Source organism: Kitasatospora sp. NPDC093679 (assembly GCF_040683455.1).
Classification (GTDB): Bacteria; Actinomycetota; Actinomycetes; order Streptomycetales; family Streptomycetaceae; genus Kitasatospora; species Kitasatospora arboriphila.
Genome location: NZ_JBFBDW010000076.1, coordinates 1 through 23,352 on the forward strand (window position 1 = coordinate 1; position 23,352 = coordinate 23,352).

Below are 23,352 nucleotides of genomic sequence, written 5' to 3' on the forward strand. Positions count from 1 at the left end.
GCCGGGGCAGGGAGAGTGCCCCGGCGGTCCGCCGTTCCCGTTTCCCCCGTCTCCCCCCGTTCGCGCCCCGCGGCGGTTACTCGACGATCAGCTCGACCGGGATGTTGCCGCGGGTGGCCTTGGAGTACGGGCAGACCTCGTGGGCCTGCTTGACCAGCAGCTCGGCGGTCTCGCCGGCGAGCGCCTCGGGCACCTCGACGCGCAGCACCACGGAGAGGCCGAAGCCGGTGTCGTCCTTGCCGATGTTGACCTCGGCGGTCACCGAGATGTCGCCGGTGTCGACCTTGGACTGCCGGCCGACCAGGCCGAGGGCGCTGGCGAAGCAGGCCGCGTAGCCCGCCGCGAAGAGCTGCTCGGGGTTGGTGCCCTGGCCGTTGCCGCCGAGCGCCGGCGGCATCGCCAGCGCCAGGTCGATCTGTCCGTCGGAGCTCACGGCCCGACCCTCGCGGCCGTTGGCGGTGGCGACAGCGGTGTACAGCGCGTCCATGGACCCGTCCTCTTCCTGCATCGGAGCGGCGGCCGGAGGTCCCGGCTGCCCTGCGACCACAAGTAGAGCACACAACTAAATTGCGCACAACTAAAATGTCGGCGACCCGGCTATCCTGGGAGGCATGACCGCACTGCCAGCGGTGCCCGAGGAGGACCTGCTCCGCCTCGACCGCCACATCTGCTTCTCGCTGCACGCGGCCTCGCGCGCCTTCGACAGCGTGTACCGGATCGTCCTCAAGGACCTCGGCCTCACCTACCCGCAGTACCTGGTGATGCTGGTGCTCTGGGAGCACGGCGACCTCCCGGTGAAGAAGATCGGCGAGCGGCTGCGGCTCGACTCCGGCACCCTCTCCCCGCTGATCAAGCGCCTGGAGGCGGCCGGCCGGGTGCGCCGCGAACGCAGTGCCGAGGACGAGCGCTCGGTCACCGTCCGCCTCACCGAGGAGGGCGCCGCCCTGCGCGAGCAGGCCTTGGAGGCGGTGCCCCGCCGCATCCTGCGCTCCTCCTCGGTCACCGTCGAGGAGCTCGCCCAGCTGCAGCGGCTCCTCGGCCGGATCACCACCGCCCTGGACGAGGCCGCCGCCACGCTCTGAGCCGTCCCGGCCCGACCCGTCCGGGTGACGGCCCGTGTGTCGCCGCCGCGGCGCCCCGGGCCCGTGGTCGGCTGGGCGCCGTGCGCACCCCGCCGGCGGGCCTCGCCTGCCTCGCCGCCCTGACCCTCGCCGCCCTGACCCTCGCGGCCGTCCCCGGCCCGGCCGCCGCCCCCGCCTCCGCTTCCGCCGACGCCGGCACCGCGGTGGTGCGCGGCTTCCTGGCCGCGTACCGGGACGCCGTGCGCGGCACCGGCCCCGGCCTCACCCCCTCCGAGGTGCGCGCCGAGTGGCTGGCCCCGGAGCTGAACGCCCGCCTCGACGCGTGGCCGGCCGGCCACCCCGGCGCCGACCCGGTCTTCCGGGCGGCCACCGCCCCCGACTCCTGGACGGCCCGCCCCGCGGGCGCGGCCGGCGGGCTCGCCCTGGTCGCCGTCGAGGAACGGTGGGCGGGCGGCGCGACGCTGCGGGTCCGGTACGCCGTGCGGAGTTCCGACCGGACGGTCGCCGACCTCCGGGAGACCGACGGCTGATTCCCCGGCGGACGGGCTGGCGTTGACGCCCACGGCAAGGTCTACCGTCGGGGGCATGCGGATCGGCGAGCTGGCCCGGCGGGCGGGCACCACCACACGGACCCTGCGGTACTACGAGTCGCGCGGACTGCTGCCCGCCCGGCGCACCGGCAACGGCTACCGCGAGTACGACGAGGAGGACCTCCGGCTGCTCCGGCAGATCCGGATCCTGCAGGACTTCGGCTTCGGACTGGAGGAGACCAGGCCGTTCGTCGAGTGCCTGCAGGCCGGACACCCCGCGGGCGACTCCTGCCCGGCCTCGCTGGACGTCTACCGGGCCAAGCTCGCCGAACTCGACGCCGTCGTCGCCCGGTTGCAGGCCGTCCGCGACGAGGTCGCCGCCCAGCTCGCCCGCGCCGAGTTCGAGGCCGCCGCCGACCTGCCCGGCGGTCCCGAACCGCGCTGCGAACTGGCCCCGCACCCCGGGCCCCGCCCGGGCCGTCCCGACCCGACGTAGAGAGGAACACCCATGGCGTTCGCAGGAATCGACGAGGTCACCGACACCACCTTCGCCACCGAGGTGCTCGCGGCCGACCGGCCGGTGCTGGTGGACTTCACCGCCGCCTGGTGCCCGCCCTGCCGCATGATCGCCCCGGTGCTGGCCGAGGTCGCCCGGGAGGAGGCGGACCGGCTGCGGGTCGTCCAGCTCGACGTGGACACCAACCCCGAGACGCAGGCCCGCTACGGGGTGCTCTCGATGCCGACCCTGATGGTCTTCCGCGGCGGCGAGCCGGTGAAGAGCATGGTCGGCGCCCGTGCCAAGGCCCGGCTGCTGCGCGAGCTCGCCGAGGTGCTCTGAGGCGCCCCGGCGCCGCCGGGACGCGCGGGGGGTGGGCGGCGGCTTGTCCAGGGCCGCCGCCCGCGAACCCGTCCGTACCGGAACGTACTCCTCCGGGTCTAGGTTGTAAAGTGCAACTTGGTGGCCGGTGCCGGACATCCCGCCCGCGCGCCGTACGGTGGTCCCGCCGTCCCCCACCGAAGGAGCACGCATGCCCGACCGCGACGCCGCCCTGGACGCCATCCAGCGCGAGCTCACCGCGTTCGCCCGCCGGGCCCGCCACAAGGCCGCGCAGATGCACCCCGACCTGTCGCTGGTCACCTACAGCATGCTCGACCTGGTCAAGGAACGCGGCAGCTGCCGCGCCGCCGACCTCGCCGCCCACTTCATGCTCGACAAGTCCACCGTCAGCCGACAGGTCACCGCCCTCGAGAAGCTCGGCCTGATCACCCGCGAACCCGACCCGGAGGACCAGCGCGGCCAGCTGCTGCACCCGTCCGAGGACGGACTGCGGCTGCTCGCCGACGCCGCCGAGCGCCGCCGGCTCGCCTTCCGCGAGCGCTTCACCGACTGGACCGACGACGACATCGCGCGGTTCGCCGGCTACCTCACCCGGTACGGCGCCGGGGACTGACCGCCCGGGCCCGGGCGCACCCGGCGCCGGGCCGCCCGGCGCGACGGCGCGCCGCCCCGGGCCGTCCGGCCGCAGCCGCAAGGATGGCGCCATGACACGGATGACCGAGCCCGAATGGCGCGCCTTCCTCTCCCACGGCACCCGCACCGGCAAGCTCGCCACCACCCGCGCGGACGGCCGGCCGCACGTCACGCCCGTCTGGTTCGTGCTGGACGGCGGGGACGTCGTGCTCAACACCGGTGCGAGCAGCGTCAAGGGACGCAACCTCGCCCGTGACCCCCGCGCCATGCTGTGCGTCGACGACCAGCAGCCGCCGTACTCCTTCGTCCTGGTGCAGGGTCGCGCCGAACTCTCCGAGGACCCGGCCGAACTGCGGCACTGGGCCGGCCGGATCGGCGCCCGCTACATGGGCGAGGACCGGGCCGAGGAGTTCGCCGCCCGCAACGGCGTCCCCGGCGAACTCCTCGTCCGCCTCAGGATCGAGAAGGTCGACGCACAGGGCGCCGTCTCCGCCTGAGCCCGTGCCGTAGCACCCGGCGCCCCGGCCCGCGGCGGGAAGAACCGCCGCGGGCCGGGTTGTTGCACGCCTCGGCCGGCCACCGCCGACCCGCGCCGCACGACGACACCCGGAGACCCGATGGCCGACCAGGCCCCGCGCCGCTTCCTCTTCCTGCTCGGCTCCACCCGCAGCGGCGGCAACGCCGAACTGCTCGCCAGGCGCGCCGCCGAGCACCTCCCCGCCGGTACGCAGCAGCAGTGGCTCACCCTCACCGACCTGCCGCTGCCCGCCTTCGCCGACCAGCGCCACGACGGCAGCTACCCGCCGCCCACCGGTCACGCCCGCACCCTGCTCGACGCCACCCTCGACGCCACCGACCTGGTGATCGTCTCGCCGCTGTACTGGTACAGCGTCAGCACGCCCGTCAAGCACTACCTCGACCACTGGTCCGGCTGGATGCGCGTCCCCGGCACCGACTTCAAGGCCCGGATGGCCGGCCGCACCCTGTGGGCCGTCAGCGCCTACGCCGGCACCGACCCCGCCGACGCCGACCCGCTCGCCGGCATGCTCCGCCGCAGCGCCGACTACCTGTCGATGCGCTGGGGCGGCCTGCTGCTCGGCTCCGGCAGCCGGCCCGGCGACGTGCTCGCCGACGAGGACGCCCTGCTCGCCGCCAAGTCCTTCCTCGCCGCGCCCTGACCGCCCCGACCCGCTGCGGCGACCGGGCCGACCGGACCCGCAGCGCCGTCCGGCGCGGCCGCCCGCGGGCCGAACAGCAACGCCACCAGCAGCAGCCCCGCGGCCGCACCCGCGCACTGCGCCAGCACGAACCCCGGCACCGAGCCGGGCGCGATCCCGGCCGCCCCGTCGGAGAGCGCCCGGCCCGCCGTCACCGCCGGATTGGCGAACGCCCCCGAGGACGTCCCCCAGCACGCCGCGACCGCCCACCCGGCCACCGCCACCGGCGCCCAGCGGCCCCGCCCCGCGTGCCGCAGCCCGCACACCACCAGCAGCAGCACCCCGGTCGCCACCGCCTCCGCCAGCCGGAGCGGCCCCGCGGCCAGCCGCCGCCCGGAGACCTCCAGCAGCGGGCGCCCGAACATCGCGTTCGCCACCGCCGCACCCGCCACCGCACCGGACAGCTGCGCCACCGGGTAGCAGACCAGCTCACGACCGGACGGGCCGCCGTCCCGCCGACCCGTCCACCAGACGGCGGCGGTGACCAGCGGGTTCAGGTGCGCCCCGGAGACCGGCGCCAGCACCGTGAGCAGCACCCCCAGGGCCAGCGCGGGGGCCAGCACCGCACCCACCGCGGCCGAACCGGCGGGACCCGGCTGCGCCGCCCGCAACCCCGAACCGATCAGCACCGCGGCCAGCACCGCCGTGCCGACCGCCTCCGCGGCCAGCCGCCTGAACAGGGCAGTCGTCATCATGCCGCCATCGTGTCCGGGCCGGCGGGCGGCGACAATTGTCCGGTGCGCCAGGCCGGACCCGGGCCCGCCCGGCGTCCGCTCGGAGACTCGCACGGCCGGGCCGCCGGAACCGGCTTGACCCTCACGCACCGTGAGGCCGGAGGCTGGGGGCAACGAGGAGGGAGCACCCGCGATGAGCAGCTACTCGGTCGGCCAGGTGGCCAGGACGGCCGGGGTCACCGTCCGCACCCTGCACCACTACGACGAGATCGGCCTGCTGTCACCCGGCGGCCGCACCCCGGCCGGCTACCGCCGCTACGAGGACGAGGACCTCGACCGGCTGCAGCAGGTGCTGTTCTACCGCGAACTCGGCTTCCCCCTCGATCAGATCGCGGACATCCTGGACGACCGCTCCGTCTCGCCGAACGAACACCTGCGCCGCCAGCGCAGGCTCATCGGCGACCGGATCCGGCACCTCCAGGAACTCGCCGCGGCGGTCGAACGAGCCATGGAGGCACAGAAGATGGGCATTCAGCTGACACCGGAGGAGAAGTTCGAGGTGTTCGGGAAGGACTACCAGGAGAGCTGGGAGGACGAGGCGGAGCAGCGCTGGGGCGGCACCGCCGCCTGGAAGGAGTCCCAGCGGCGCACCGGCGGCTACGCCAAGGAGGACTGGGTGCGGATCAAGGCCGAGGCCGACGCGCTCAACACCCGCCTCGCCGAGGCCCTCGCCGCCGGCACCGAGCCCGACTCCGAGGAGGGCGCCGCCCTCGCCGAGGAGCACCGGCAGCACATCACCGGCAACTTCTACGAGTGCACCTACGCCATCCACCGCGGCCTCGGCGAGATGTACCTCGCCGACCCCCGGTTCACCGCCACCTACGAGAAGATCGCCCCCGGCCTCGCCCGGTGGCTGCGCGACGCCATCGTCGCCAACGCCGACCGCCGACCGCCGGGAGGCGTGAGCGGCCCGCGGCCCGGCCGTCAGGCCGCGCCGCGGCCGAAGGTGCGCCGGTAGGCGGTGGGGGAGACCCGCATGGTGCGGCCGAAGTGGTGCCGGAAGGTCGCGGCGCTCTCGAAGCCGACCGCCGCGGCGATCTCCTCCACCGTCCCCTCCGGGGACTCCAGCAGCGGCAGGCTGGCGGCGACCCGCTGCGCCGTCACCCAGCGCATCGGGCTGGTGCCGTTGCGGGCCGTGAAGTGCCGCAGGTACGAGCGCTCGGACATCCGCGCCGCACGGGCGAGCAGCGGCACGGTGAGCGGCCCGGCGAGCCGGTCGAGCGCCCACTGCATGGAGCGCGCGACGCCGTCGTCCTCGGCCGCGACCGGGGTCACCGCCGCCTCGATGAACTGCGCCTGGCCGCCGTCCCGGTGGGGCGGGACGACGAAGCGCCGGGCCACCGTGTTGGCCACCCGGGCGCCGTGGTCGCGCCGCACCAGGTACAGGCAGAGGTCGATGCCGGCGGCGCTGCCCGCGCTGGTCAGCACCGTGCCGTTGTCGACGTACAGCACGTCCGGGTTGACCCGCACCGCCGGGTGGCGCTGCTGCAGCAGGTCGGCGTACCGCCAGTGGGTGGTCGCCTCCAGGCCGTCCAGCAGGCCGGCCGCGGCGAGCGCGAACGCCCCGGAGCAGATCGAGACGATCCGGGCGCCGCGCTCGTGCGCGGTGCGCAGCGCGGCGACCAGACCGGGCGAGACCGCGCCGCCGAACGGGTTCGGGACGGCGACCACCATCACCGTGTCCGCGGCGGCCAGGTCGTCGAGCCCGTGCCGGGCGGTGAGGGAGAACCCGCCGACCGCGTTCAGCGGCGTGCCGGGCTCGTCGGCGCAGACCCTGACGTCGTACCAGGGCGCGGCCAGCAGCCCGCTCAGCTCGGGCCGGGCCAGACCGAACACCTCGACCACCACGCCGAGTTCGAACGGCGCCATGCCGTCGAAGGCGTAGACGGCGACGGTGTGCACCGGCTCGGGCCGGCGGCCCACGGCCACCGGCGCCGGGCCGCTCTGCGGGTGGACGGCCACGGCGGCCCCCTTCGTCCGGGCTGGCGGGATCTTGGCGAGTGTAGTCGTCCACGCCACTGTCGGGCCGCCCGGCCCGCCGCGAGGATCGATCCCGTCACAGCAGACCGACAGGAGCCCGCCGATGACCGCCACCGCCTCGCCCGTGACCGAGATCCCCGCCCTCGCCCCCGAGCGCGCCTTCGCCTTCTTCGCCGAGCGCCTCGGCTGCCAGGCCGACCCGGCCGACGTCCACCACGCCATGCGCGACGGGCGGCAGGACTTCACCGTGGTCGACGTCCGCGCCGAGGGCGCCCACCGCAAGGCCCACCTGCCCGGGGCGATCAGCCTGCCGCTCGCGGAGATCACCGCCGAGCGGGTCGCCGCACTCCCGTCCGGGCTGCTGGTGGTGTACTGCTGGGGCCCCGCCTGCAACGGCTCCACCAAGGGTGCGATGCGGCTCGCCGCGCTCGGCCGCGAGGTCAAGGAGATGATCGGCGGCCTGGAGTACTGGGTCCGCGAGGGCTGGCCCACCGAGGGCCGCCGCCCGATCGACCCGCGCACCGCCGGCCCCGCCGACCTCGGGCTGGTCTGCTGACCGCACCGGCCGCGGCGGAGCGGTGGAGGCCTTGGCGCGGCCGGATTGTCAGTGCCCGGGCCTAATCTGAAGATGTGTCCGAGACCGGCGGCGGTTTCGGGGAAGCGCAGCGAAAAAGCAGTGGGAGCCCGCCCCGTCCGTCGGGGAGGATGCTGCTTCGTCAGGACGAGGGCCCGGGGGACGGGGCCGGTGCGGCTGAGCCGACCGGTGGGCCTCGCCGTACACATCCACCACCACACCCGCAGCGATCTCATTGGGGGGTCACGCCATGAGCACGCCCGTTATCGTCCGATTCACGAAGAATGTCCCTGCCCCGATCCGGATGTCCGGCTGGGGCCGCCGCGGCGCCCGCCGCTGATCCGCCGTTCAGGTGCCCGGCGCTGCCGCCGGGCACCTCCTCGTTTTCCCGGCGCGCTGGAGCGGTTCGACGGCAACCGCCGGACGAAGACCGAGCTGGGCAGCGATCCCAGCTACGCCCTCCGAGGGCAGAAGGCGGCCTTCGCGCTGGCACCGGGCAGAGCAGGACGATCCGCTACCGGATGAGCCTCACGACCGATGACGGTCCGGGGACCCTCAGCATGTCCGCCGAGCTGTACCTGCCGACCGAGCCGGCGAACTTCACCACGGTGGGCAGCACCACGGTGCCGGTTCAGCTGACCCTCGGCTGAGACGGCGACGGCCGGGCACCCCGTGCGGGGGCCCGGCCGTCGTGCGTGCCGTGCGTGCCGGACCGGTCAGCGGGCCAGGCCGGACATCCAGGACTCGACCTCGTCCGCGGTGCGGGGCAGCCCGGCCGAGAGGTTCTCGTTGCCGTCGGCGGTGACCAGGATGTCGTCCTCGATCCGGACGCCGATGCCGCGGTACTCCTCCGGCACGGTCAGGTCGTCCAGCTGGAAGTACAGGCCGGGCTCGACGGTGAGCACCATGCCCGGCACCAGCTCCGCGTCCACGTACTCCTCGCGGCGGGCGTGCGCGCAGTCGTGCACGTCGAGGCCGAGCATGTGGCCGGTGCCGTGCAGCGTCCAGCGGCGCTGCAGGCCCAGCTCCAGCACCTTCTCCACGTCGTACACCGACGGGTCGAGCAGGCCCCAGGCCAGCAGGCGCTCGGCCAGCACCCGCTGCGCCGCGTCGTGGAAGTCGCGGAACCGGCCGCCCGGCCTCACCGCGGCGATGCCGGCCTCCTGGGCGTCGTACACCGCGTCGTAGATCTTGCGCTGCAGCGCGTCGAACCGGCCGTTGATCGGCAGCGTCCGGGTGACGTCCGCGGTGTACAGGGTGTTCGTCTCCACGCCGGCGTCGAGCAGCAGCAGCTCGCCGGGGCGGACCTCGCCGTCGTTGCGCACCCAGTGCAGGGTGGTGGCGTGCGGGCCGGCCGCGCAGATGGAGCCGTAGCCGACGTCGTTGCCCTCGACCCGGGCGCGGCGCCAGAAGGTGCCCTCGATCCAGCGCTCGGAGGTGGCGACGGCCTGGCCGAGCTCGCGGACGACGTCGGTGAAGCCCTTCACGGTGGCGTCGCAGGCGGCCCGCAGCTCGCCGACCTCCCACTCGTCCTTGACCAGGCGCAGCCCGGACAGGAAGACCTTCAGCTCGTCGTCGCGCTCCTCGTCGAGCACGCCGGCGAGCGCCTCCTCCAAGGCCGCGTCGTAGCCGCGGACGATCCGGGTGGGCACGCCCTCGACGGCGGCGAGCTCCTCGGCGGCCTTGCGGACGTCGCGGGCGGGCAGGCCGAGCAGGGCCTGCGCCTCCTCCAGGCTGTGCCGGCGGCCGACCCACAGCTCGCCCTGGCCGTCCAGCCAGAACTCGCCGTTCTCGCGGTTCGAGCGCGGCAGCAGGTACAGCACGAAGTCGTGGCCGTCCCCGGTGGGCTCGCCCACCAGGACGGCGTCCTCGGTCTGGTCGCCGGTCAGGTGCACGTACTCGCTGGCGGCGCGGAACGGGTAGTCGGTGTCGTTGGCGCGCACCCGCAGCCGGCCGGCCGGGACGACCAGCCGCTCGCCCGGGAACGCGGCGGACAGCTTCGCCCGGCGCCCGGCGGCGTACGGGGCCTGGGCGACCGGCTGCAGCCCGCGCAGCTCGGTGTCGGCCCAGCCCGACTTCATGGACGCGGCCAGCTCGTCGGTGACCTCCCCGTACAGGCCGTTCTTGCGGCCCTTGATCGGCTGGTCCTCCTCCTCGGCGGCCAGGCCCTCGGGGTTGTCGGACACTGCCGGGGTGCGGTCCTCGGTCACGTACGTCGCCTCCTTGCGCGCGTCTCCCCGCCCGGGGCACGTCGGATCGCGACGTGGTCGGGCGGCCGTGCCCACCATGGTACGAGGACGGACCGAACGGGCGTCCGGGCCGGTCAGCAGAAGCGCAGCGCCATCAGGACCAGGTCGTCGGAGCCGGCGGCGTCGCCGCCGGTGACCTCCAGCAGGTGCGCGCAGAGCCGGTCCGGGTCGAGCAGCACGTCCCGCGGGGCGTCGGCGGCCGCCCGGCGCAGCGCGGCCTGCCCGGCGTGCAGGCTCGGGCCGCAACGGCGGGCGAGCCCCTCGGTGTACAGCAGCAGGAGGTCGCCGCGGTCGGCGGCGAGCTCCACGCCGGGCGCCTCCCAGCAGCTGAGCACGCCGAGCGGCGCGGAGAGCGAGGTCTCGACGAAGCGCGCCTCGTCGCGGGTGACCAGGATCGGCGGGCAGTGCCCGGCACCGGCCAGCGTGACCCGCCGCTCGGCGGGCTGCACCCAGGCGTAGACGGCGGTGGCGGTGCGGGCCGGCTCGGTGGTCTTGAGGAGCAGTTCGAGGTCGCCGAGGACGGAGACCGGGTCCTCGCCCTCCAGCACGGCGTAGGCGCGCAGCGCGGCCCGGATGCGCCCCATCGCGGCGGCCGCCCCGGGGGCGGAGGTCGGGCCCGCGCCGGGGCCGTCGCCGAAGACGCTGCCGACGGTCAGGGCGAGGGTGCCGTCGGGGAGCTCCACCGCGTCGTACCAGTCGCTGCCGGTGGCCTGCTCCAGGCCGGCGGTGACGCAGCGGGCGGCCAGCCGGACGCCGTCCAGCACGGGCAACCGGTCCGGCAGCAGACCGCGGCGCAGGGCGTCGGTGGCCCGCCGGGACCGGTCGGCGGCGAGCTGGCCGGCCAGCACCGGCCCGGCGAACTCGCAGTAGCGGCGCAGGAGGTGACGGCGGCGCTCGCCCGGCTCGGCGGGCTCGTCGTAGAACCAGGCGGCAGCGCCGAGCGGGCCGTCCTCCGGGGTGCCGAGCGGCAGCGCGAAGCAGGCGCCGAGGCCGAGCTGGGCGGCGACCTCGCGGAAGCGCGGGCCGGCCGCCGGGTCGCCGGCGAGGTCGGCGATCAGCAGCTGCCCGCCGTCGCCGGCCCGGCTGAGCAGCCCGGCGAACGGCCCGTGCTCGACCGGTACGGTCTCCAGCGCGCCGATGCCGGAGCGGTCGAGGCCGAGGCCGACGGTGCGGCCGCTGCCGCGCGCGGTGGTGGTGATCAGTCCGCGCCGGGCGCCGAGCAGGGCCGCGCCGGACTCCAGGACGGCCGCCAGCGCGGCGTCCAGGCCCCGGGCGCGGGTGAGCAGTTCGGTGTGCTCGTGGAGGCTGGTGAAATCGGAGAGCCATCCGGACAAACGGTCCTGCAACCCGCCGTCGGCCCCGTCGGCGAACTCGTCGCCGAGGAACGCCGGCAGCGGGAGGACCGGCGTCAGGACGGCCGCCGCGGGCGCCGTCCCGCAGAGTGCCGGGGCCGCTCCGCACGCTGCCGTGCCGGGCAGCGCCGCACCGCTCACGGCCAGTCCGCTCGGCTGGGCGTCGGTCATGTCGCAACTCCCCACATACTGGTACGTGTCACGCAGGACTCCCGAGACCGGACAGAACGAGTGCTATCTCACTGTTCGGCAGCAATCCACCACTTGTACACAGGCCGATCGGGGCATGTCCATAAGCGTGACGAGGTCTCTCCCGGGGGCCCGTGCGCGCGGTCGCGGGCGGTGCCGGGGCACGCCGGGGCGGGCCCGCGGCGGCGCCGTGCGGCCGCTCGGGCTGACGCTCGGTCAATCTGCGGTCCGGATCGTATGCTTCCGCCTCGCGGCCGCTCCCCGGCCGGCGGCCGACTCACTCGTACGGTGGAACCGGCGGGCCGCAGCGCGCGTCCATCCGGCCGTATGAGGGATTCTCGTTCCAGGGGCCGTGCGGCCGGGAACCTCCGGGTGCCCTCCCCCCTCCCTCGTCTCACACCGCCCGCGCCCGCGCCGGCGGTCGTCCTGGTCCCCACGGTCGCGGAGAGGAACGAGCACCCATGCGTCGGATGCAGTTGCGGTGGCCGGGGAGCCGCCGGCGGGAGCAGGGCGCGCTGCTGTTGGCGGCGCTGGAGGCGGCGGACCGCGGCTGGCCGGTGGTGCCGGGCGCGCGTGCCGTCCGCGGGGCGTTCGGCCCGTGCAGCTGCGGCGAGCCGCGCTGTCCGCTGGCCGGCGCCCATCCGCACGACCCGCCGCTGGCGGCCGCCACCACGGACGGCCGGATGGTGCAGTGGTGGTGGGAGCACCGGGCACCCGGCGCGCCGGTGCTGGTCGCCACCGGCCGGTCGGTGTGCGGGGTGAGCCTGCCCGCTACGGCGGGCGAGCGGGTGCTGCGCTACTTCGCCGACCTCGGCGTGCCGGTCGGCCCGGTGCTGGCCGCGCCCGGGCGGCACGTGCTGCTGGTCGCGCCGTTCACGCTGGAGGAGCTGGGCGGGCTGCTGGCGGAGCGCCCCTGGGTGCCCGGTTCGCTGCGCTACCACGGGCCCGGCGGGTACGTCCTGCTGCCGCCCTCGCAGACCGGTGCGGGCGGGGTGCACTGGGTGTCACCGCCGGTCGGGAACGGGCTGTGGCTGCCTCAGGTCGGCACCCTGCTGGAGGGGTTGATCGCCGCGAGCGTGGCCGAGCCGGACAACAGCCGGCTGGCGTACTGAGCCGGGCGCGGGGCGGCCGGAACGGGGCGCCTCCGCGGCGCCGCCGGGCGTCCCCGGGAATGGGAAATCCGGTCGCTGGCGACGGGGGATGCACCAGCGACCGGACTGTTTAAACAGTAACAAAGATCCGGCGGGGCGCCAATTTGTCCGCCCATGGCCGACCTGGCATTTTCGTCCCACCGGTGGAAATGTGACCGGAGTCACATTCCCCGTCAGTTCAGGGTGATCTGACGGCTCACCAGGTTGGCGCGGGCGCGGCGCTCCTCCGCGGACAGGGGTGCGGTCTCGGCCAGCGCGTCGGCCAGCCGCTCGGCGAACTCGGCGGCGGGCTGCTCGCAGTCCTTCGCGGAGAACTCCACCGGCAGGTCCCACACCGGCACGGTCAGGCCGTGGGCGCGGAACGAGCCGACCAGCTTGGTGTCCTCGCCGAGCGAGCTGCGGCCGGCCGCGGACAGCCGCGCCAGTGCGTCGAGCAGCTTCTCCTCGGGCACGGTCATGACCCAGCGCAGGTGGTTCTTGTCCGGGGTGCCGCACCAGTAGGCGGCGTCCACGGAGGTGACCTTCTCGGTCGGGATGGCCGAGGCGTTGGCCCGCTCCAGCGAGGCGGCGACCTCGCCGGTGGCCGACTCGGCGTCCTCCAGCCAGAACTCGAAGCCGGTGTGCACGGTCGGGGCGAAGCCGGCCGAGGTGTCCAGCAGGTCCTGCAGGCGGCGGCCGCCCGGCACCGTCCGGCGGGACGGCACCGGGGTGCCCGGCTCGGTGGCGAGCGCCAGCTCCAGCGCGTCGGCCAGGTCGCGGCTCAGGTCGCCCGAGCTCGACTGGGTCTGCAGGCCGAGCAGGATCGAGCCGTCCGCGCGGCGCAGCGCGGGCCAGGCCAGCGGCAGCACGGTGGCCAGGGTCACCGACGGCACCTCGCCGACGGCGCCGTCCGCCACCCCGGCGGCCAGCGTCAGCGGCACGGTCGCGGCCGGAACCAGCTCGCGCAGCGCGACCCAGTCGGCCTCGCCCGGCAGGCCCTCGAACGGGCGGTGCACCAGCTCCTGCACGGCGTGCGCGGCCTCCCGGCCGTGGCAGGCCTTGTACCGGCGGCCGGAGCCGCACGGGCACTTCTCGCGCGCACCGACGACCGGGATCTCGCCGGTGGCGGTGGCGGTGCTGGGCTGCGACGAGGACTTTGCGGCCTTCTTGGCCATGGCGGGGCTCCCGGGAACGGCGACAGTGCACCCGCAGCCTACTGAGGTTCGCGCCGCCGACCGGTGCGGACGCACCCCCGCGGGGTCGCCACGGACCCGCCCGCGCGCCCCTGTGTGGCATCCGTACGCCTTTGAAGACAGCTCCTACGCGGCCGGATCGTCGCGCCGCTCCGGCCGCAGCGGCAGGGCGGCCCAGACCGTCACCTCGCCCGGCGCGTCGCGGATGCCCCAGGCGTCGGCCAGCTTGCCGACGATGCTCAGCCCGCGTCCGCCGCGCGCCGTCAGCGACGGGCTGGCCGGCCGCGGCCTGGTCGGCGCACCGCCGTCGGTTACCTCCACGACGATGCCGTCCGCGTGCGTCCACCAGCGGACCAGGATCCCGCCCGGATCGTTTTCCTCCGTCGTCTCCGCGCCGCCGTGCCGGGAGGCCGTCACCGCCCGCACGAGGACCGCGTCCACCATGTCGGCGGTCGTCCGCCCGGCCAGTTCCGAGAACTTTCCGAGCGGCCGCGCGTAACGACAGGAATTGCTGAGCAGTTCGGAGAGGATCAGCACCGCGTCGTCGACGACCTGCTCCGGTACCGCCCGTTCACCGAGCTCCCGGCGCATCCTCCGGCGAGCCGCTCCGACGCCGGCCGGACCGTGCGGCACCGCCATGGTCGACGAAGTCGGCCCTGTCTTTTCGGGCACAGCACGCGCCACCATCAACGCCACCCCCGGGACCTCCTTCAGCGTCTGCCGAGGGATGGATGCCCCCTGGGAATGCGTCGGAAACGACCGTTCGGCGATCGCGCAGAGACATTCCCGAGGCCCGCGACCCACCGTATTCAACCACCGATAAACCGCTTACGGTCTGTTGTGAAAGTCCGAGGAATTGAGCGTTCTCTGAGCTCCTGTCAGAAGTCCGCGCCCCGCAGTGCGCCGTTCGCACACCGCTCCGCCCGGGTGGTGCGCTCAGCGGCCGAGCTGCGCCAGCACCTCGCGCGGCCGGTTGGTGATCAGCGCCTCCACACCCAGCTCCAGGCAGAGCTCGACGTCCTCGGGCTCGTCGACCGTCCAGACGTGCACCCGGTGCCCGGCCCGGCGCAGCGCCGTCACCAGGCCCGGGTCCCGCCGCACCAGCTCGATACCGGGCCCGGCGACGGCGGCGCCGCCGGGCAGCGACCGCGTCCGGCCGAGCACCGGCAGCCGGCGCTCCAGCAGGTACACCGTCGGCATCGCGGGCACCGCCCGGCGCACCCGGTGCAGCGACAGCTCGGAGAAGCTCATGACCCGGACGGTGGACTCCTCCGGGGTGCGCGGCAGCAGTCCGTAGTGGTCCAGCAGCCGCACCAGCTCGGCCTCCGTCCGGCCCGCGTACCGGGTCGGGTGCTTGGTCTCGATGGCCAGCTCCACCCGGCGTCCCGCCTCGGCGACCAGTTCCAGCAGGCCGGCCAGGGTCAGGATCGAGCTCGGCCGCGGGGTGTCCGGCGAGTGCCAGGAGCCGAAGTCGAGCTCCGAGAGCTGAGCCAGCGTCATCGCGGACACCGCGCCCCGGCCGTCCGAGGTGCGCCGCACGGTGCGGTCGTGCACGCACACCAGCCGGCCGTCGGCGGTCAGCCGGACGTCGCACTCCAGCCCGTCCGCCCCCTCCTCGATCGCCCGGGCGTACGCCTCCAGGGTGTGCTCGGGCAGGGCCGCGGAGGAGCCGCGGTGCGCGACGACCCGGACGGCCGTGCGGTCGGGCGCCGGGATGCCGGAGACCGCCGGAGCGGTGCGGCGGATCTTCTGAGTGTCCACATCAACACCCTACGAGTGCGTGGATGTCCGATCGGATTCGGCACGGGAAACCGGTGGTGAACACCTCCGTCCGGCGGTCGGCGGCACCGGACGGAGGCCGGCGGGCACCCGGCCGGGTGCCCGCCGCAGGCTCAGCCGTCGGCGCGGGCCGGGCGGCGCGAGGTCAGCGGGGTCAGCGCCCAGGTCGCCAGCGCCGGCACCAGGAAGCCGAACAGCGAGGCCGAGGTCCACGGCTGCGGGGTGAAGCCCACCGCCGACTGCAGCCCCTGCCAGAAGTCCGTCCACCAGCCGGCCACCGCGGTCGGCGCCAGGAACTGGTACGTGGCGAAGCCCAGCGCCCACGGCAGCAGCATCAGCCAGCGGGCCGGGGCGTCCTGGCCGGTGTCCCAGCCGTTCCGGCCGGCCCCGAAGAAGTAGTCCACCGCCAGCACCGCCAGCAGCGGCACGAAGACCGCGCCGATCAGGTAGAGGAAGCTCGCGTAGGTGTCGTTGAACTCGCCCTCCTCGACCCGCAGCGCCAGCAGCGTCACCAGGGCGCCGATGCCGCCGGTGAGCAGCCGCCGGTCCACCTTCGGCAGCAGGTTGTGCACCGACATCGCCGTCGAGTACACGTTCGCGAAGGACTGGTCGGTCTCGCGGAGCACCAGCACCAGCAGGAAGGCCCAGCCGGCCGCGACGCCGGTGAACGAGGAGAAGATCTTCGAGGTGTCGCCGCCGGACTGCAGCAGCGCGATCAGGCCGAGCACGTAGCACCAGACCTGCGCCAGCGAGTAGCCGGCGAAGGTGCCCCAGTACGCCGAACCGGGCGTGCGCGCGTGCCGGGTGTAGTCCGCGGCCAGCGGCACGAAGGAGATCGACACCGCGATGATCGCGTCGGTCGCCGGAAGGAAGCCGTCCCAGTTGCCCGCGCCCGGGTCGGGGAAGCCCTGCCGGCCCAGCTGGACGGTGAAGTAGACCATCGCCACGCCGACGGCGACGGCCACGTACTTGCGCAGCACCGCGATCGAGCCGAGCGGCCAGATGGTGAGCGCCGTGGTCAGCACGCCGGCCAGCAGCACGAACAGCCAGCGCCAGCCCTGGGTGCCCGCCACCGTCTGGGCGCCGCCCGCGATCACGATCAGCTCGAAGACGCCCCAGCCGATGCACTGCAGGATGTTCAGCACCGTCGGCAGGTACGACAGCCGGGTGCCGAACAGGCCGCGCAGCACCGCCATCGCGGGGGCGCCGGTGCGGGCGCCGATCAGCGCGGCGACGCCCAGCATCGCGGTGCCGATCACCGTGCCGGTGACGATCGCGGTGACCGCCGCCGCGAAGGACAGCTCGTGGCCGGCCGTGCCGAGCACGGTGGCGGCGCTCTGGAAGCCGATCAGGCTGACCCCGAGGTTGGCCCAGAGGGCGAACTGGGCGCGGAAGTCGAGCGTCCGCGGCGGGGCGGTGTCCAGCACGAGCGGCGCCTCGACGCGCCGGCCGGCCTCGACACCGGGAACAGGGGCAGGCGAAACAGCCGTCATGGCCGGTACTCCCTACGCCGGCATTACCCGGACAGGTTCAGGCGGTCAGCGCCCCCTCGTCCGGCCCGGACTCCGCCCGGCCGGTCGATCGGCGCACTCTCAGCCTGGAAGGTCCAAGCTCCCGCGTGTTCAGATGAGGACGACAGGCTAACGAACCCGGCCGCGCACGCCAAGGGCCGGAGGTTTCGGTTCCGCATCGCGGGACGGCGGGCCGCCGGTCGCGTGCCGCACCCCGCCTTTCGCGTTCCGCCACAGGTCGGACGCATCCTGTCAGGGACGGCTAAGGATTCTTAGCCGTTCTTCAGAAGGCTCCTTACGGCAACCGAATCAGCCATGCGAAACACTATGGGCCAAGGATCTGTCAGCTATGGAGGTCGTCCGTGAGCAACGAGCACGCGAGTGGGTCCACCGGGCCGCAGGAGGAGCAGCTGCCCTCCGGCGAGCCCCGTACGGTGGGTCCGGCTCCTGACACCGCGGCGGCCCCGCCGCCGCCGGTCGTCGAGTCCGCGCCCACGCTCGCTCTCTCCAAGCTGAGCGAGCCGGCCCCGGCCGCGACCTCGTACATCGACGCCCCGCCGCCGGTCGTGCCCGCGGCTCCGGTCGCTCCGGCCCAGGCCGCGCCGTCGTACCTGGACGCGCCGCCGCCGGCCGTCCCCGCGGGCTCCCCGTACGCCGACGTCCCGCCGCCCGCGGCGGCTGCCGCCCCGGGCCAGCCGCAGCCGCAGCCGGCCAACCCGTACGCGCCGCCCGCCGCGGCCACCGACCCGTACGGCACCCCGGCGGCCCCGCCGCCGGCCGGTCCCACGCCGCCCGGCGAGGCGCACCACCCGTTCGGCGCCGGCCACCCCGTCGGCGGCTGGGGCCACCCGGCCGGCGGCCCCGGAGGCACCGGCAACCCGGGCGAGCCCGGCGGCCCCGGGTACCCGTACCCGCCGGTCGGCGGCCCGGCCCCGCGCCGCAAGCGCGGCGGCCTCGTCGCCCTGATCGCCGCGGTCGCCCTTGTCGCCGGCGTGGCCGGCGGTGCCATCGGCGCCGCGGTCAGCGGCGACGACAGCTCGGGCGGCACCAGCCGGACGAGCACGACCGTCAGCGTCAGCGACAGCCGCAAGGTCACCGACCGCGCCCCGGACTCGGTCGCCGGCATCGCCGCCAAGGCGCTGCCCAGCACCGTCACCATCAAGGCGCAGGGCTCGCAGGAGTCCGGCACCGGCACCGGCTTCGTCTTCGACACCGAGGGCCACATCCTCACCAACAACCACGTGGTCGCCCCGGCGGCCTCGGGCGGCAAGCTCACCGTGAAGTTCTCCGACGGCTCGTCCTACACCGCCTCGGTGGTCGGCCGCGCCCAGGGCTACGACGTCGCGGTGATCAAGCTCGACAACCCGCCGAAGGACAAGCTCGTCCCGCTGCCGCTCGGCGACTCCGACAAGGTCGCGGTCGGCGACGCCACCATTGCCATCGGCGCCCCGTACGGCCTCGAGGGCACCGTCACCACCGGCATCATCAGCGCCAAGGACCGCCCGGTCGCCTCCGGCGACGAGACGGGTGCGCAGGCGTCCTACATGAACGCCCTGCAGACCGACGCCTCGATCAACCCGGGCAACTCCGGCGGCCCGCTGCTCAACGCCTCCGGCGCGGTGATCGGCATCAACTCGGCGATCCAGTCCAACACCAGCGGCAACGGCCGGGCCGGCTCCATCGGCCTCGGCTTCGCGATCCCGATCAACCAGGCCAAGTGGGTCGCCGAGACACTGATCAAGGACGGCCAGCCGGTCTACGCGATCCTCGGTGTGCTCCGCAACGACGACTACAAGGGCGACGGCGCCCAGATCCAGACCAACGCCGTCCAGGGCACCCCGGCCGTCACCCCGGGCGGCCCCGCCGACCAGGCGGGCCTCAAGCCCGGCGACGTCATCACCAAGCTCGGCGGCATCCCGATCGACAGCGGCCCGACCCTGGTCTCCGAGATCTGGACGCACAAGCCGGGCGAGAAGGTCGAGGTCGAGTACACCCGCGACGGCAAGGCCGCCAAGACCACCGTCGTCCTCGGCGAGCGCAAGGGCGACAACTGACCCCGCCCGGGGTCACCCGACCCCGGAAACGGAGTGCACCGAACCCGCTCCGACCCGTTAGGCTGACCTCCGCCAGGAGGGTTGCCCGAGCGGCCTAAGGGAACAGTCTTGAAAACTGTCGTGGCCTCTGGTCACCGTGGGTTCAAATCCCACACCCTCCGCGCAGGTGGGCGGTAGTCCCAGATCAGGGCGGGTGCCGACGTCAGTCGGTGCCCGCCCTGAGGCGTTCCTGTCCCGGACTGTCCCACTCGTACACCCCTCCTGATCAGGGCGTGTGGAACACCTGTGGAACGGATCTGGCGCCTATCGGGCCGGTCCTTCGCCGTTCAGGAACCGCTCGATCATGGCGTTGGCCTGCTCCTCTCGGCCGTTAATGATCTTCGCGTAGAAGCGGAGCAGAACGGCGACGCTGTGGCCGGCCCGCCGGGCCACCTCGGTCTGGTCGACGCCGGCCGCCAGCCACCCGGACACCGCGGTGTGTCGGAGCGAGTAGGGCACGTCGGCGAGCTTGGTGCTCGCCTCGGCCGGAGCCAGGGCGAGCCGACGGGCCTGCTTCCAGACCGCGGCGTACTCCTTGGTGAGCAGCCGCCCTCCCTCGGAGGCCCGGAAGAGCCGCCCGTCCGGTCCCACCCCGAACTCAGCCACGTGCTCCCTCAGCAGGCGAACCAGGTCCGGGGGAATCGGCACCGGCCGGGTGGCCTTGCGCGCCCGCCGCTTCAGCCCTCGCTCCTCGTGGGACCGACCGTCGTCGGTCCATCGGGAGCCCACCCGGGGTGAGCTTCCGCCGAGGAGTAGGGAGCCCCACCCGGACTCGGGCAGGGTGCAGTCCGCCAAGCGGAGATCCATGGCCTCCGCCGGCCGGGTAGCGGCGTAGAGGACGCACCCGTAGAAGGCCCGGAGGTGGGCGCCCCGCGCCGAGACCTTCCGGGCCGCCTCGATCAGGGCCCTGCCCTGCTCCGGGCTCGGTACCCAACGGAAGTCGATTTCGTCGTCCGTCTCCGGTGGGGTCCAGTCCACGAACTGGAGTGGATTGGCGGGGAGCCGCCGTCGCTCCACCGCGTACCGAAGCGCGTTGTTGAACACCATCCGCTTCCGGTTGATGGTGTTGTCCGCCGCGACGCTGCCATCCAGGAGCCTAGACAGGGCCTCCAAGCCGAGGCGGACCGTCTCCGAGTCCTCCAATTGGGTGAGCGCCACCGACTTTCGGGTCATCCAGGCCAGCGCCTCGGCGACGTCTTCCGGCGGTTCGGGCAGGTGCTCCGAGAAGTTGAACGCCCAGCAGCTGAGGGCGCGGCGCAGCAGCCGACTGTCGGGGATTCCTCGATGGTCCGTCACCAGCGCTTGAGTGACGGTGGCGAGGGCGTCTGCCCGGGTTGCCCGGCTCTTGGCCGACGATCGGGTCCACTTCGCCTCGGCGAACTGCTTGGCGTGAGTCAACCAGGTCACCTGGTTGAGCTGCCGGAGCTCAGAGACCGGCAGCCCGCTGTCCGTGTCGAACTGCTCGCCCCGCTGGACGGCCGTCATCAGCTGAGCCCGCCGGCCATCGGCGAGGGTCTTGGTCGCGAACGTGCGGGAATGCGGCTTCTTGCCGACCCGCCAGCGGAGCTGGTGAGGCTTCCGCCCGCGCTTGAGGTCGCGGAGGGCGTAGATCTGAACTTCGAACGTGAGCAAGGGCGACTCCATGAGAGAGGGCCCCGGCGTGTGCTGGGGCCCGAGCGGTGGTGGCGACTAAGTCAGGCGGCGTCCTGCTCCAGACCGGCCCACCAGGCGTCGAGGTCGGCGCGACGGACGCGGATGTGTCCGTTGGGCAGCTTCACGAGCTTCGGCCCCTGCCCGCGGGCGACCATGCGGTAGAAGGCGGACCGGGACATGTCGAGCTCTTCGAGGACGGCGGCGAGCTTCAGCTTCGAGTCGGGCTTGGACATGTGCAGCACCTCGTTCGGGAGTCGGAGGGGCTCGCGCCCCTTGTTCTCTGGAGGTCCGCTACCGCCGCTACTCCGCTACCGCGCAGGTGGAAGGGGGTGCGGCGGTAGCGGATGGGGTAGCGGTAGCGGATGGGTGGTGTCAGCCGACGGTGGTGAGGTCGGCTTCGGCGGGGGTGGTGGTGGGCGGTGCGCTATCCGCTACCGCTACCGGTTCCGCTACCGAGAAGAGGGCCCTGACCTGCGCGGTAGCGGGGGTAGCGGTGGTAGCGGAGGTTTCGGGAATGGGCGTGCAGTAGCGCAGCCAGGCGTCGGCGAGGTCGGCGGCGTAGTAGCCCTTGGCGACCGCGGTTCCGATCTTGATGTTGCGGGGGTGGATGGGCTGGTTGGCGGCGGTGACGTAGTCGCCGAGCATGCGGGCGAGGGATCGGGTGTTGAGGGGGCGGCCGTCGAGGTCGGCCCAGGGAGCGTCGTCCATGGCGGTGAGGCGTTCGATGATGGCGGCGCTGGTGACCCGCTCGGCGCCGTTGAAGACGTCGCGCAGGTCGGTGAGCAGGCGCACGCCGGTGGACCCCTTGTCGTTGGCCTTGGCGGCGTTGACGAGTTCGAGGCAGGCTGCGCGGGCGCGGGCGGGCCAGTGGCCGCCGGCGGCGTCGGCGACGGCGAGCAGGGGCTCCCAGACGTCGGCGGGCCGGTCGGTGATGCCGTCGGGCAGCTCGGGCCAGGCGCCGGAGATGCGCTCGCGAACGGTGTCGGCCCAGTCGGCGAGGCGGTCGCGCAGGGCGTGGCCCTCGGGCTCGTTGATGCGCTGGCGGAACTGCTCGGCGGCCTCGTTGGGGGCCCTGCGGCGCATCCGGATGACGACGGCGCGGCTCATGATGGTGTCGGGCAGGTCGCCGAGGCCGCCCATGGCGAGGGCGGCGTAGACGGGGAACTTCTGCACGACGTGGCTGTCGCCGTCGCGGACGGCGCGGATGACGCCGCCGGTGCGGCGGTAGCCGGCGTTGATGAGTCCGCGCAGGTCCTCGTTGCCGGCGGCCTTGGGGCCGAAGACGGTGTCGATCTCGTCGAACAGCACGGTCGGCCGGGCTTCGCCGTCGGAGACGGAGCGGAACAGGGCCGAGGGGCTGATGTCCACGGTGGTCAGGGGCCGCGGGACCAGGGTCTCCACGATCTCCAGGGCGCGGGTCTTGCCGCTGCCCGGCTCCGGGGAGAGGAACGCCAGGCGGGGGGTGGCCTCGAAGCAGTCCATCAGGTGCGCGTGCGCGTCCCACAGGACCACGGCCACGTACGCGGCCTCGGAGGGGAAGACGTTGAAGCGCCGGTGGTGGGCCTCGACGGCGTCGAGCAGGGCGGCGCCGTCCTCGGTGGCGTCGTTGGCGGGTGGGGTGGGATCGGTCATGCTGGTCTCTCCTGGTTCCGTAGGGATTCGGGTGCGGGGCGGCCGGCGTCTGGCGAGAGGACGGCCGCCCCGGTCTGCTGCTAGGCGGCAATGCCGGCGGTGGTGAAGCCATTGGCGACCGCGCGGGCGGCGTAGTCGGGCGGGACGCCGACCGACACCGCGGCGCCGATCAGCTCGTGGGCGATGGCGTCCAGGCCGCAGGGACCGGGGCAGTGGGTGTGCTGGGCGGCGAGGAAGCGGGCGACGCCGAAGGTCTGCGAGCCGGCGCCGCTCTCCTGGTGGTCGAGGATCTTGGTGATGCCGCGGGCCAGGCCGGTGCGGACGTACCGCTCGGTGTGGCGGCACCCGTGGGCCACCGATCGGCTCCACCCGCGGCCGGGTGAGGAAGAGGCCACCCCCGCGCGGATCGGCGGCGGGGTGGCCTCTTCGTCCCGGTCGACCAGGGCCCGGACGGCGTCGGGGAGTGGGGCCGTGGTGCCGGTGCCGGGGCCGAGCCAGCGGGCGTACTGCATGAGCGATTTGATGTCGACGTCGGGCCGCACGTGGTTGGAGGAGCGCATGACGCCGCGGTAGATCCAGTGCTCGCCGCGGGTGGTGGGAACGGTGCGGGTGGGCGGCATGGTGGCGCGGGCCCAGGCGATGGCGGCGGCGGAGTCGAGGTCGAGGACGGTCACCCCGGCCGCGCCGGGGTGGTAGGCGACCGCCCGGGCTTCGCGCCACGCCGGTGCCCAGGCCGGTCCGGTGAGGACGGTGGGGTCGGTGGTGGCGGCGGCCCAGCCGTGGCAGGGGGCGGGGCAGGTACATGGGCCGGGTGTCTTCATGTTCGGCCGGCCGCCGCACGCGAGGTCCGCGCAGTCGGGGCAGTTGCCGAGGGTCCGCTTGCCGGCCCGCAGCATCAGGACGGGGACGCCCGCGCGGGCCAGGGCGAGGGCGTCGGCGAACAGGTCACTTCGTGTGGTCACCGGTGGTCCTTCCAGGGCCGC

Annotated in this window: 24 protein-coding genes, 1 tRNA gene and 1 riboswitch; of the genes, 12 read left to right on the top strand and 13 right to left on the bottom strand. The window is 74.2% G+C overall.

The annotated features are described in order from the left end of the window. Positions 1-76: 76 nt before the first annotated feature. Positions 77-487: an organic hydroperoxide resistance protein gene (locus AB0O09_RS35960; RefSeq protein ID WP_263104544.1), complete on the bottom strand. Its 411-nt coding sequence runs from the start codon at positions 485-487 to the stop codon at positions 77-79. A gap of 124 nt (positions 488-611) precedes the next feature. Here AB0O09_RS35960 and AB0O09_RS35965 point away from each other — a divergent pair, with 124 nt between their 5' ends. The 7 genes from AB0O09_RS35965 (at position 612) to AB0O09_RS35995 (ending at position 4,261) form a co-directional block, all read left to right on the top strand. Continuing rightward, complete coding sequence (locus AB0O09_RS35965) at positions 612-1,082, top strand: MarR family transcriptional regulator (RefSeq protein WP_363549340.1); 471 nt, start codon at positions 612-614, stop codon at positions 1,080-1,082. Between the two features lie 80 nt (positions 1,083-1,162). Then, complete coding sequence (locus AB0O09_RS35970; RefSeq protein ID WP_363549342.1) at positions 1,163-1,612, top strand: hypothetical protein; 450 nt, start codon at positions 1,163-1,165, stop codon at positions 1,610-1,612. Between the two features lie 55 nt (positions 1,613-1,667). Then, on the top strand, positions 1,668-2,108 hold the full coding sequence (locus AB0O09_RS35975; RefSeq protein WP_344624550.1) for a MerR family transcriptional regulator: 441 nt from the start codon (positions 1,668-1,670) through the stop codon (positions 2,106-2,108). 12 nt (positions 2,109-2,120) lie between these two features. After that, positions 2,121-2,450, top strand: coding sequence for a thioredoxin (gene trxA / locus AB0O09_RS35980; RefSeq protein WP_344624549.1), 330 nt, complete (start codon positions 2,121-2,123; stop codon positions 2,448-2,450). Positions 2,451-2,640: 190 nt separating this feature from the next. Beyond that, positions 2,641-3,063, top strand: coding sequence for a MarR family transcriptional regulator (locus AB0O09_RS35985; protein WP_363549346.1), 423 nt, complete (start codon positions 2,641-2,643; stop codon positions 3,061-3,063). A gap of 91 nt (positions 3,064-3,154) precedes the next feature. Next, positions 3,155-3,580, top strand: coding sequence for a PPOX class F420-dependent oxidoreductase (locus AB0O09_RS35990; RefSeq protein ID WP_363549348.1), 426 nt, complete (start codon positions 3,155-3,157; stop codon positions 3,578-3,580). 120 nt (positions 3,581-3,700) lie between these two features. Continuing rightward, entirely contained in the window at positions 3,701-4,261 is a 561-nt protein-coding gene (locus AB0O09_RS35995) for an NAD(P)H-dependent oxidoreductase (protein WP_363549350.1), read from the top strand. Here the strand turns inward: AB0O09_RS35995 and AB0O09_RS36000 are convergent. Beyond that, the gene (locus tag AB0O09_RS36000; RefSeq protein ID WP_363549352.1) at positions 4,147-4,995 is read right to left on the bottom strand and encodes an aquaporin; all 849 of its coding nucleotides are present in this window, start codon (positions 4,993-4,995) and stop codon (positions 4,147-4,149) included. The two genes, AB0O09_RS35995 and AB0O09_RS36000, sit on opposite strands and share 115 nt — an antisense overlap. Positions 4,996-5,167: 172 nt before the next feature. Between AB0O09_RS36000 and AB0O09_RS36005 the strand changes: the two genes are divergently transcribed. Continuing rightward, positions 5,168-5,992: a MerR family transcriptional regulator gene (locus AB0O09_RS36005; protein WP_363549354.1), complete on the top strand. Its 825-nt coding sequence runs from the start codon at positions 5,168-5,170 to the stop codon at positions 5,990-5,992. On the opposite strand, the gene AB0O09_RS36010 is transcribed toward AB0O09_RS36005, so the two are convergent. Further along, positions 5,959-6,996 carry a helix-turn-helix domain-containing protein gene (locus AB0O09_RS36010; protein WP_363549356.1) on the bottom strand — a complete coding sequence of 346 codons (1,038 nt, stop codon included), beginning with the start codon at positions 6,994-6,996 and terminating at the stop codon, positions 5,959-5,961. The genes AB0O09_RS36005 and AB0O09_RS36010 overlap by 34 nt on opposite strands. A 121-nt stretch (positions 6,997-7,117) precedes the next feature. Here AB0O09_RS36010 and AB0O09_RS36015 point away from each other — a divergent pair, with 121 nt between their 5' ends. Further along, the gene (locus AB0O09_RS36015) at positions 7,118-7,570 is read left to right on the top strand and encodes a rhodanese-like domain-containing protein (protein ID WP_363549358.1); all 453 of its coding nucleotides are present in this window, start codon (positions 7,118-7,120) and stop codon (positions 7,568-7,570) included. A gap of 734 nt (positions 7,571-8,304) precedes the next feature. Here the strand turns inward: AB0O09_RS36015 and AB0O09_RS36020 are convergent. Beyond that, a complete protein-coding gene (locus tag AB0O09_RS36020; protein ID WP_363549360.1) occupies positions 8,305-9,798 on the bottom strand; it encodes an aminopeptidase P family protein in 1,494 nt (497 codons plus the stop codon). A 113-nt stretch (positions 9,799-9,911) separates the two neighbouring features. Further along, complete coding sequence (locus AB0O09_RS36025) at positions 9,912-11,360, bottom strand: PP2C family protein-serine/threonine phosphatase (protein ID WP_363549362.1); 1,449 nt, start codon at positions 11,358-11,360, stop codon at positions 9,912-9,914. 479 nt (positions 11,361-11,839) lie between these two features. Between AB0O09_RS36025 and AB0O09_RS36030 the strand changes: the two genes are divergently transcribed. Beyond that, positions 11,840-12,490, top strand: a complete 651-nt coding sequence (locus AB0O09_RS36030; RefSeq protein ID WP_363549364.1) for a bifunctional DNA primase/polymerase — start codon at positions 11,840-11,842, stop codon at positions 12,488-12,490. A 212-nt stretch (positions 12,491-12,702) separates the two neighbouring features. Here the strand turns inward: AB0O09_RS36030 and AB0O09_RS36035 are convergent, their stop codons facing one another. The 4 genes from AB0O09_RS36035 to AB0O09_RS36050 form a co-directional block, all read right to left on the bottom strand. Next, positions 12,703-13,683, bottom strand: a complete 981-nt coding sequence (locus AB0O09_RS36035) for a DUF5926 family protein (RefSeq protein WP_363549366.1) — start codon at positions 13,681-13,683, stop codon at positions 12,703-12,705. Between the two features lie 144 nt (positions 13,684-13,827). After that, entirely contained in the window at positions 13,828-14,472 is a 645-nt protein-coding gene (locus AB0O09_RS36040; RefSeq protein ID WP_363549406.1) for an ATP-binding protein, read from the bottom strand. 165 nt (positions 14,473-14,637) lie between these two features. Next, on the bottom strand, positions 14,638-15,417 hold the full coding sequence (locus AB0O09_RS36045; protein ID WP_363549408.1) for a glycerophosphodiester phosphodiesterase: 780 nt from the start codon (positions 15,415-15,417) through the stop codon (positions 14,638-14,640). A 176-nt stretch (positions 15,418-15,593) separates the two neighbouring features. Beyond that, on the bottom strand, positions 15,594-16,973 hold the full coding sequence (locus AB0O09_RS36050) for a cytosine permease (RefSeq protein WP_363549368.1): 1,380 nt from the start codon (positions 16,971-16,973) through the stop codon (positions 15,594-15,596). Next, positions 16,966-17,108, bottom strand: a riboswitch (TPP riboswitch). (Overlaps the previous gene by 8 nt.) Positions 17,109-17,353: 245 nt before the next feature. Here AB0O09_RS36050 and AB0O09_RS36055 point away from each other — a divergent pair. Both AB0O09_RS36055 and AB0O09_RS36060 read left to right on the top strand, forming a co-directional pair. Beyond that, positions 17,354-19,045, top strand: coding sequence for a trypsin-like peptidase domain-containing protein (locus AB0O09_RS36055; RefSeq protein ID WP_363549370.1), 1,692 nt, complete (start codon positions 17,354-17,356; stop codon positions 19,043-19,045). Positions 19,046-19,120: 75 nt separating this feature from the next. Then, a tRNA-Ser gene (locus tag AB0O09_RS36060) sits at positions 19,121-19,206 on the top strand. Between the two features lie 142 nt (positions 19,207-19,348). On the opposite strand, the gene AB0O09_RS36065 is transcribed toward AB0O09_RS36060, so the two are convergent. The 4 genes from AB0O09_RS36065 to AB0O09_RS36080 form a co-directional block, all read right to left on the bottom strand. Next, positions 19,349-20,716 carry a site-specific integrase gene (locus AB0O09_RS36065; protein WP_363549373.1) on the bottom strand — a complete coding sequence of 456 codons (1,368 nt, stop codon included), beginning with the start codon at positions 20,714-20,716 and terminating at the stop codon, positions 19,349-19,351. Positions 20,717-20,778: 62 nt separating this feature from the next. Then, positions 20,779-20,970 (bottom strand): helix-turn-helix domain-containing protein, encoded by a 192-nt coding sequence (locus tag AB0O09_RS36070; RefSeq protein ID WP_363549375.1) that lies wholly within the window; start codon positions 20,968-20,970, stop codon positions 20,779-20,781. A 139-nt stretch (positions 20,971-21,109) separates the two neighbouring features. Further along, positions 21,110-22,369, bottom strand: a complete 1,260-nt coding sequence (locus AB0O09_RS36075) for a DUF3631 domain-containing protein (protein WP_363549377.1) — start codon at positions 22,367-22,369, stop codon at positions 21,110-21,112. Between the two features lie 80 nt (positions 22,370-22,449). Then, complete coding sequence (locus AB0O09_RS36080) at positions 22,450-23,265, bottom strand: DNA primase (protein ID WP_363549410.1); 816 nt, start codon at positions 23,263-23,265, stop codon at positions 22,450-22,452. Between the last annotated feature and the right edge of the window lie 87 nt (positions 23,266-23,352).

Coding starts and splice junctions, on each gene's coding strand:
- AB0O09_RS35960 (WP_263104544.1), bottom strand. CDS start 487: ATGGACGCGCTGTACACCGCTGTCGCCACCGCCAACGGCCGCGAGGGT.
- AB0O09_RS35965 (WP_363549340.1), top strand. CDS start 612: ATGACCGCACTGCCAGCGGTGCCCGAGGAGGACCTGCTCCGCCTCGAC.
- AB0O09_RS35975 (WP_344624550.1), top strand. CDS start 1,668: ATGCGGATCGGCGAGCTGGCCCGGCGGGCGGGCACCACCACACGGACC.
- trxA (WP_344624549.1), top strand. CDS start 2,121: ATGGCGTTCGCAGGAATCGACGAGGTCACCGACACCACCTTCGCCACC.
- AB0O09_RS35985 (WP_363549346.1), top strand. CDS start 2,641: ATGCCCGACCGCGACGCCGCCCTGGACGCCATCCAGCGCGAGCTCACC.
- AB0O09_RS35990 (WP_363549348.1), top strand. CDS start 3,155: ATGACACGGATGACCGAGCCCGAATGGCGCGCCTTCCTCTCCCACGGC.
- AB0O09_RS35995 (WP_363549350.1), top strand. CDS start 3,701: ATGGCCGACCAGGCCCCGCGCCGCTTCCTCTTCCTGCTCGGCTCCACC.
- AB0O09_RS36000 (WP_363549352.1), bottom strand. CDS start 4,995: ATGATGACGACTGCCCTGTTCAGGCGGCTGGCCGCGGAGGCGGTCGGC.
- AB0O09_RS36005 (WP_363549354.1), top strand. CDS start 5,168: ATGAGCAGCTACTCGGTCGGCCAGGTGGCCAGGACGGCCGGGGTCACC.
- AB0O09_RS36015 (WP_363549358.1), top strand. CDS start 7,118: ATGACCGCCACCGCCTCGCCCGTGACCGAGATCCCCGCCCTCGCCCCC.
- AB0O09_RS36025 (WP_363549362.1), bottom strand. CDS start 11,360: ATGACCGACGCCCAGCCGAGCGGACTGGCCGTGAGCGGTGCGGCGCTG.
- AB0O09_RS36030 (WP_363549364.1), top strand. CDS start 11,840: ATGCGTCGGATGCAGTTGCGGTGGCCGGGGAGCCGCCGGCGGGAGCAG.
- AB0O09_RS36035 (WP_363549366.1), bottom strand. CDS start 13,683: ATGGCCAAGAAGGCCGCAAAGTCCTCGTCGCAGCCCAGCACCGCCACC.
- AB0O09_RS36050 (WP_363549368.1), bottom strand. CDS start 16,973: ATGACGGCTGTTTCGCCTGCCCCTGTTCCCGGTGTCGAGGCCGGCCGG.
- AB0O09_RS36070 (WP_363549375.1), bottom strand. CDS start 20,970: ATGTCCAAGCCCGACTCGAAGCTGAAGCTCGCCGCCGTCCTCGAAGAG.
- AB0O09_RS36075 (WP_363549377.1), bottom strand. CDS start 22,369: ATGACCGATCCCACCCCACCCGCCAACGACGCCACCGAGGACGGCGCC.
- AB0O09_RS36080 (WP_363549410.1), bottom strand. CDS start 23,265: ATGCTGCGGGCCGGCAAGCGGACCCTCGGCAACTGCCCCGACTGCGCG.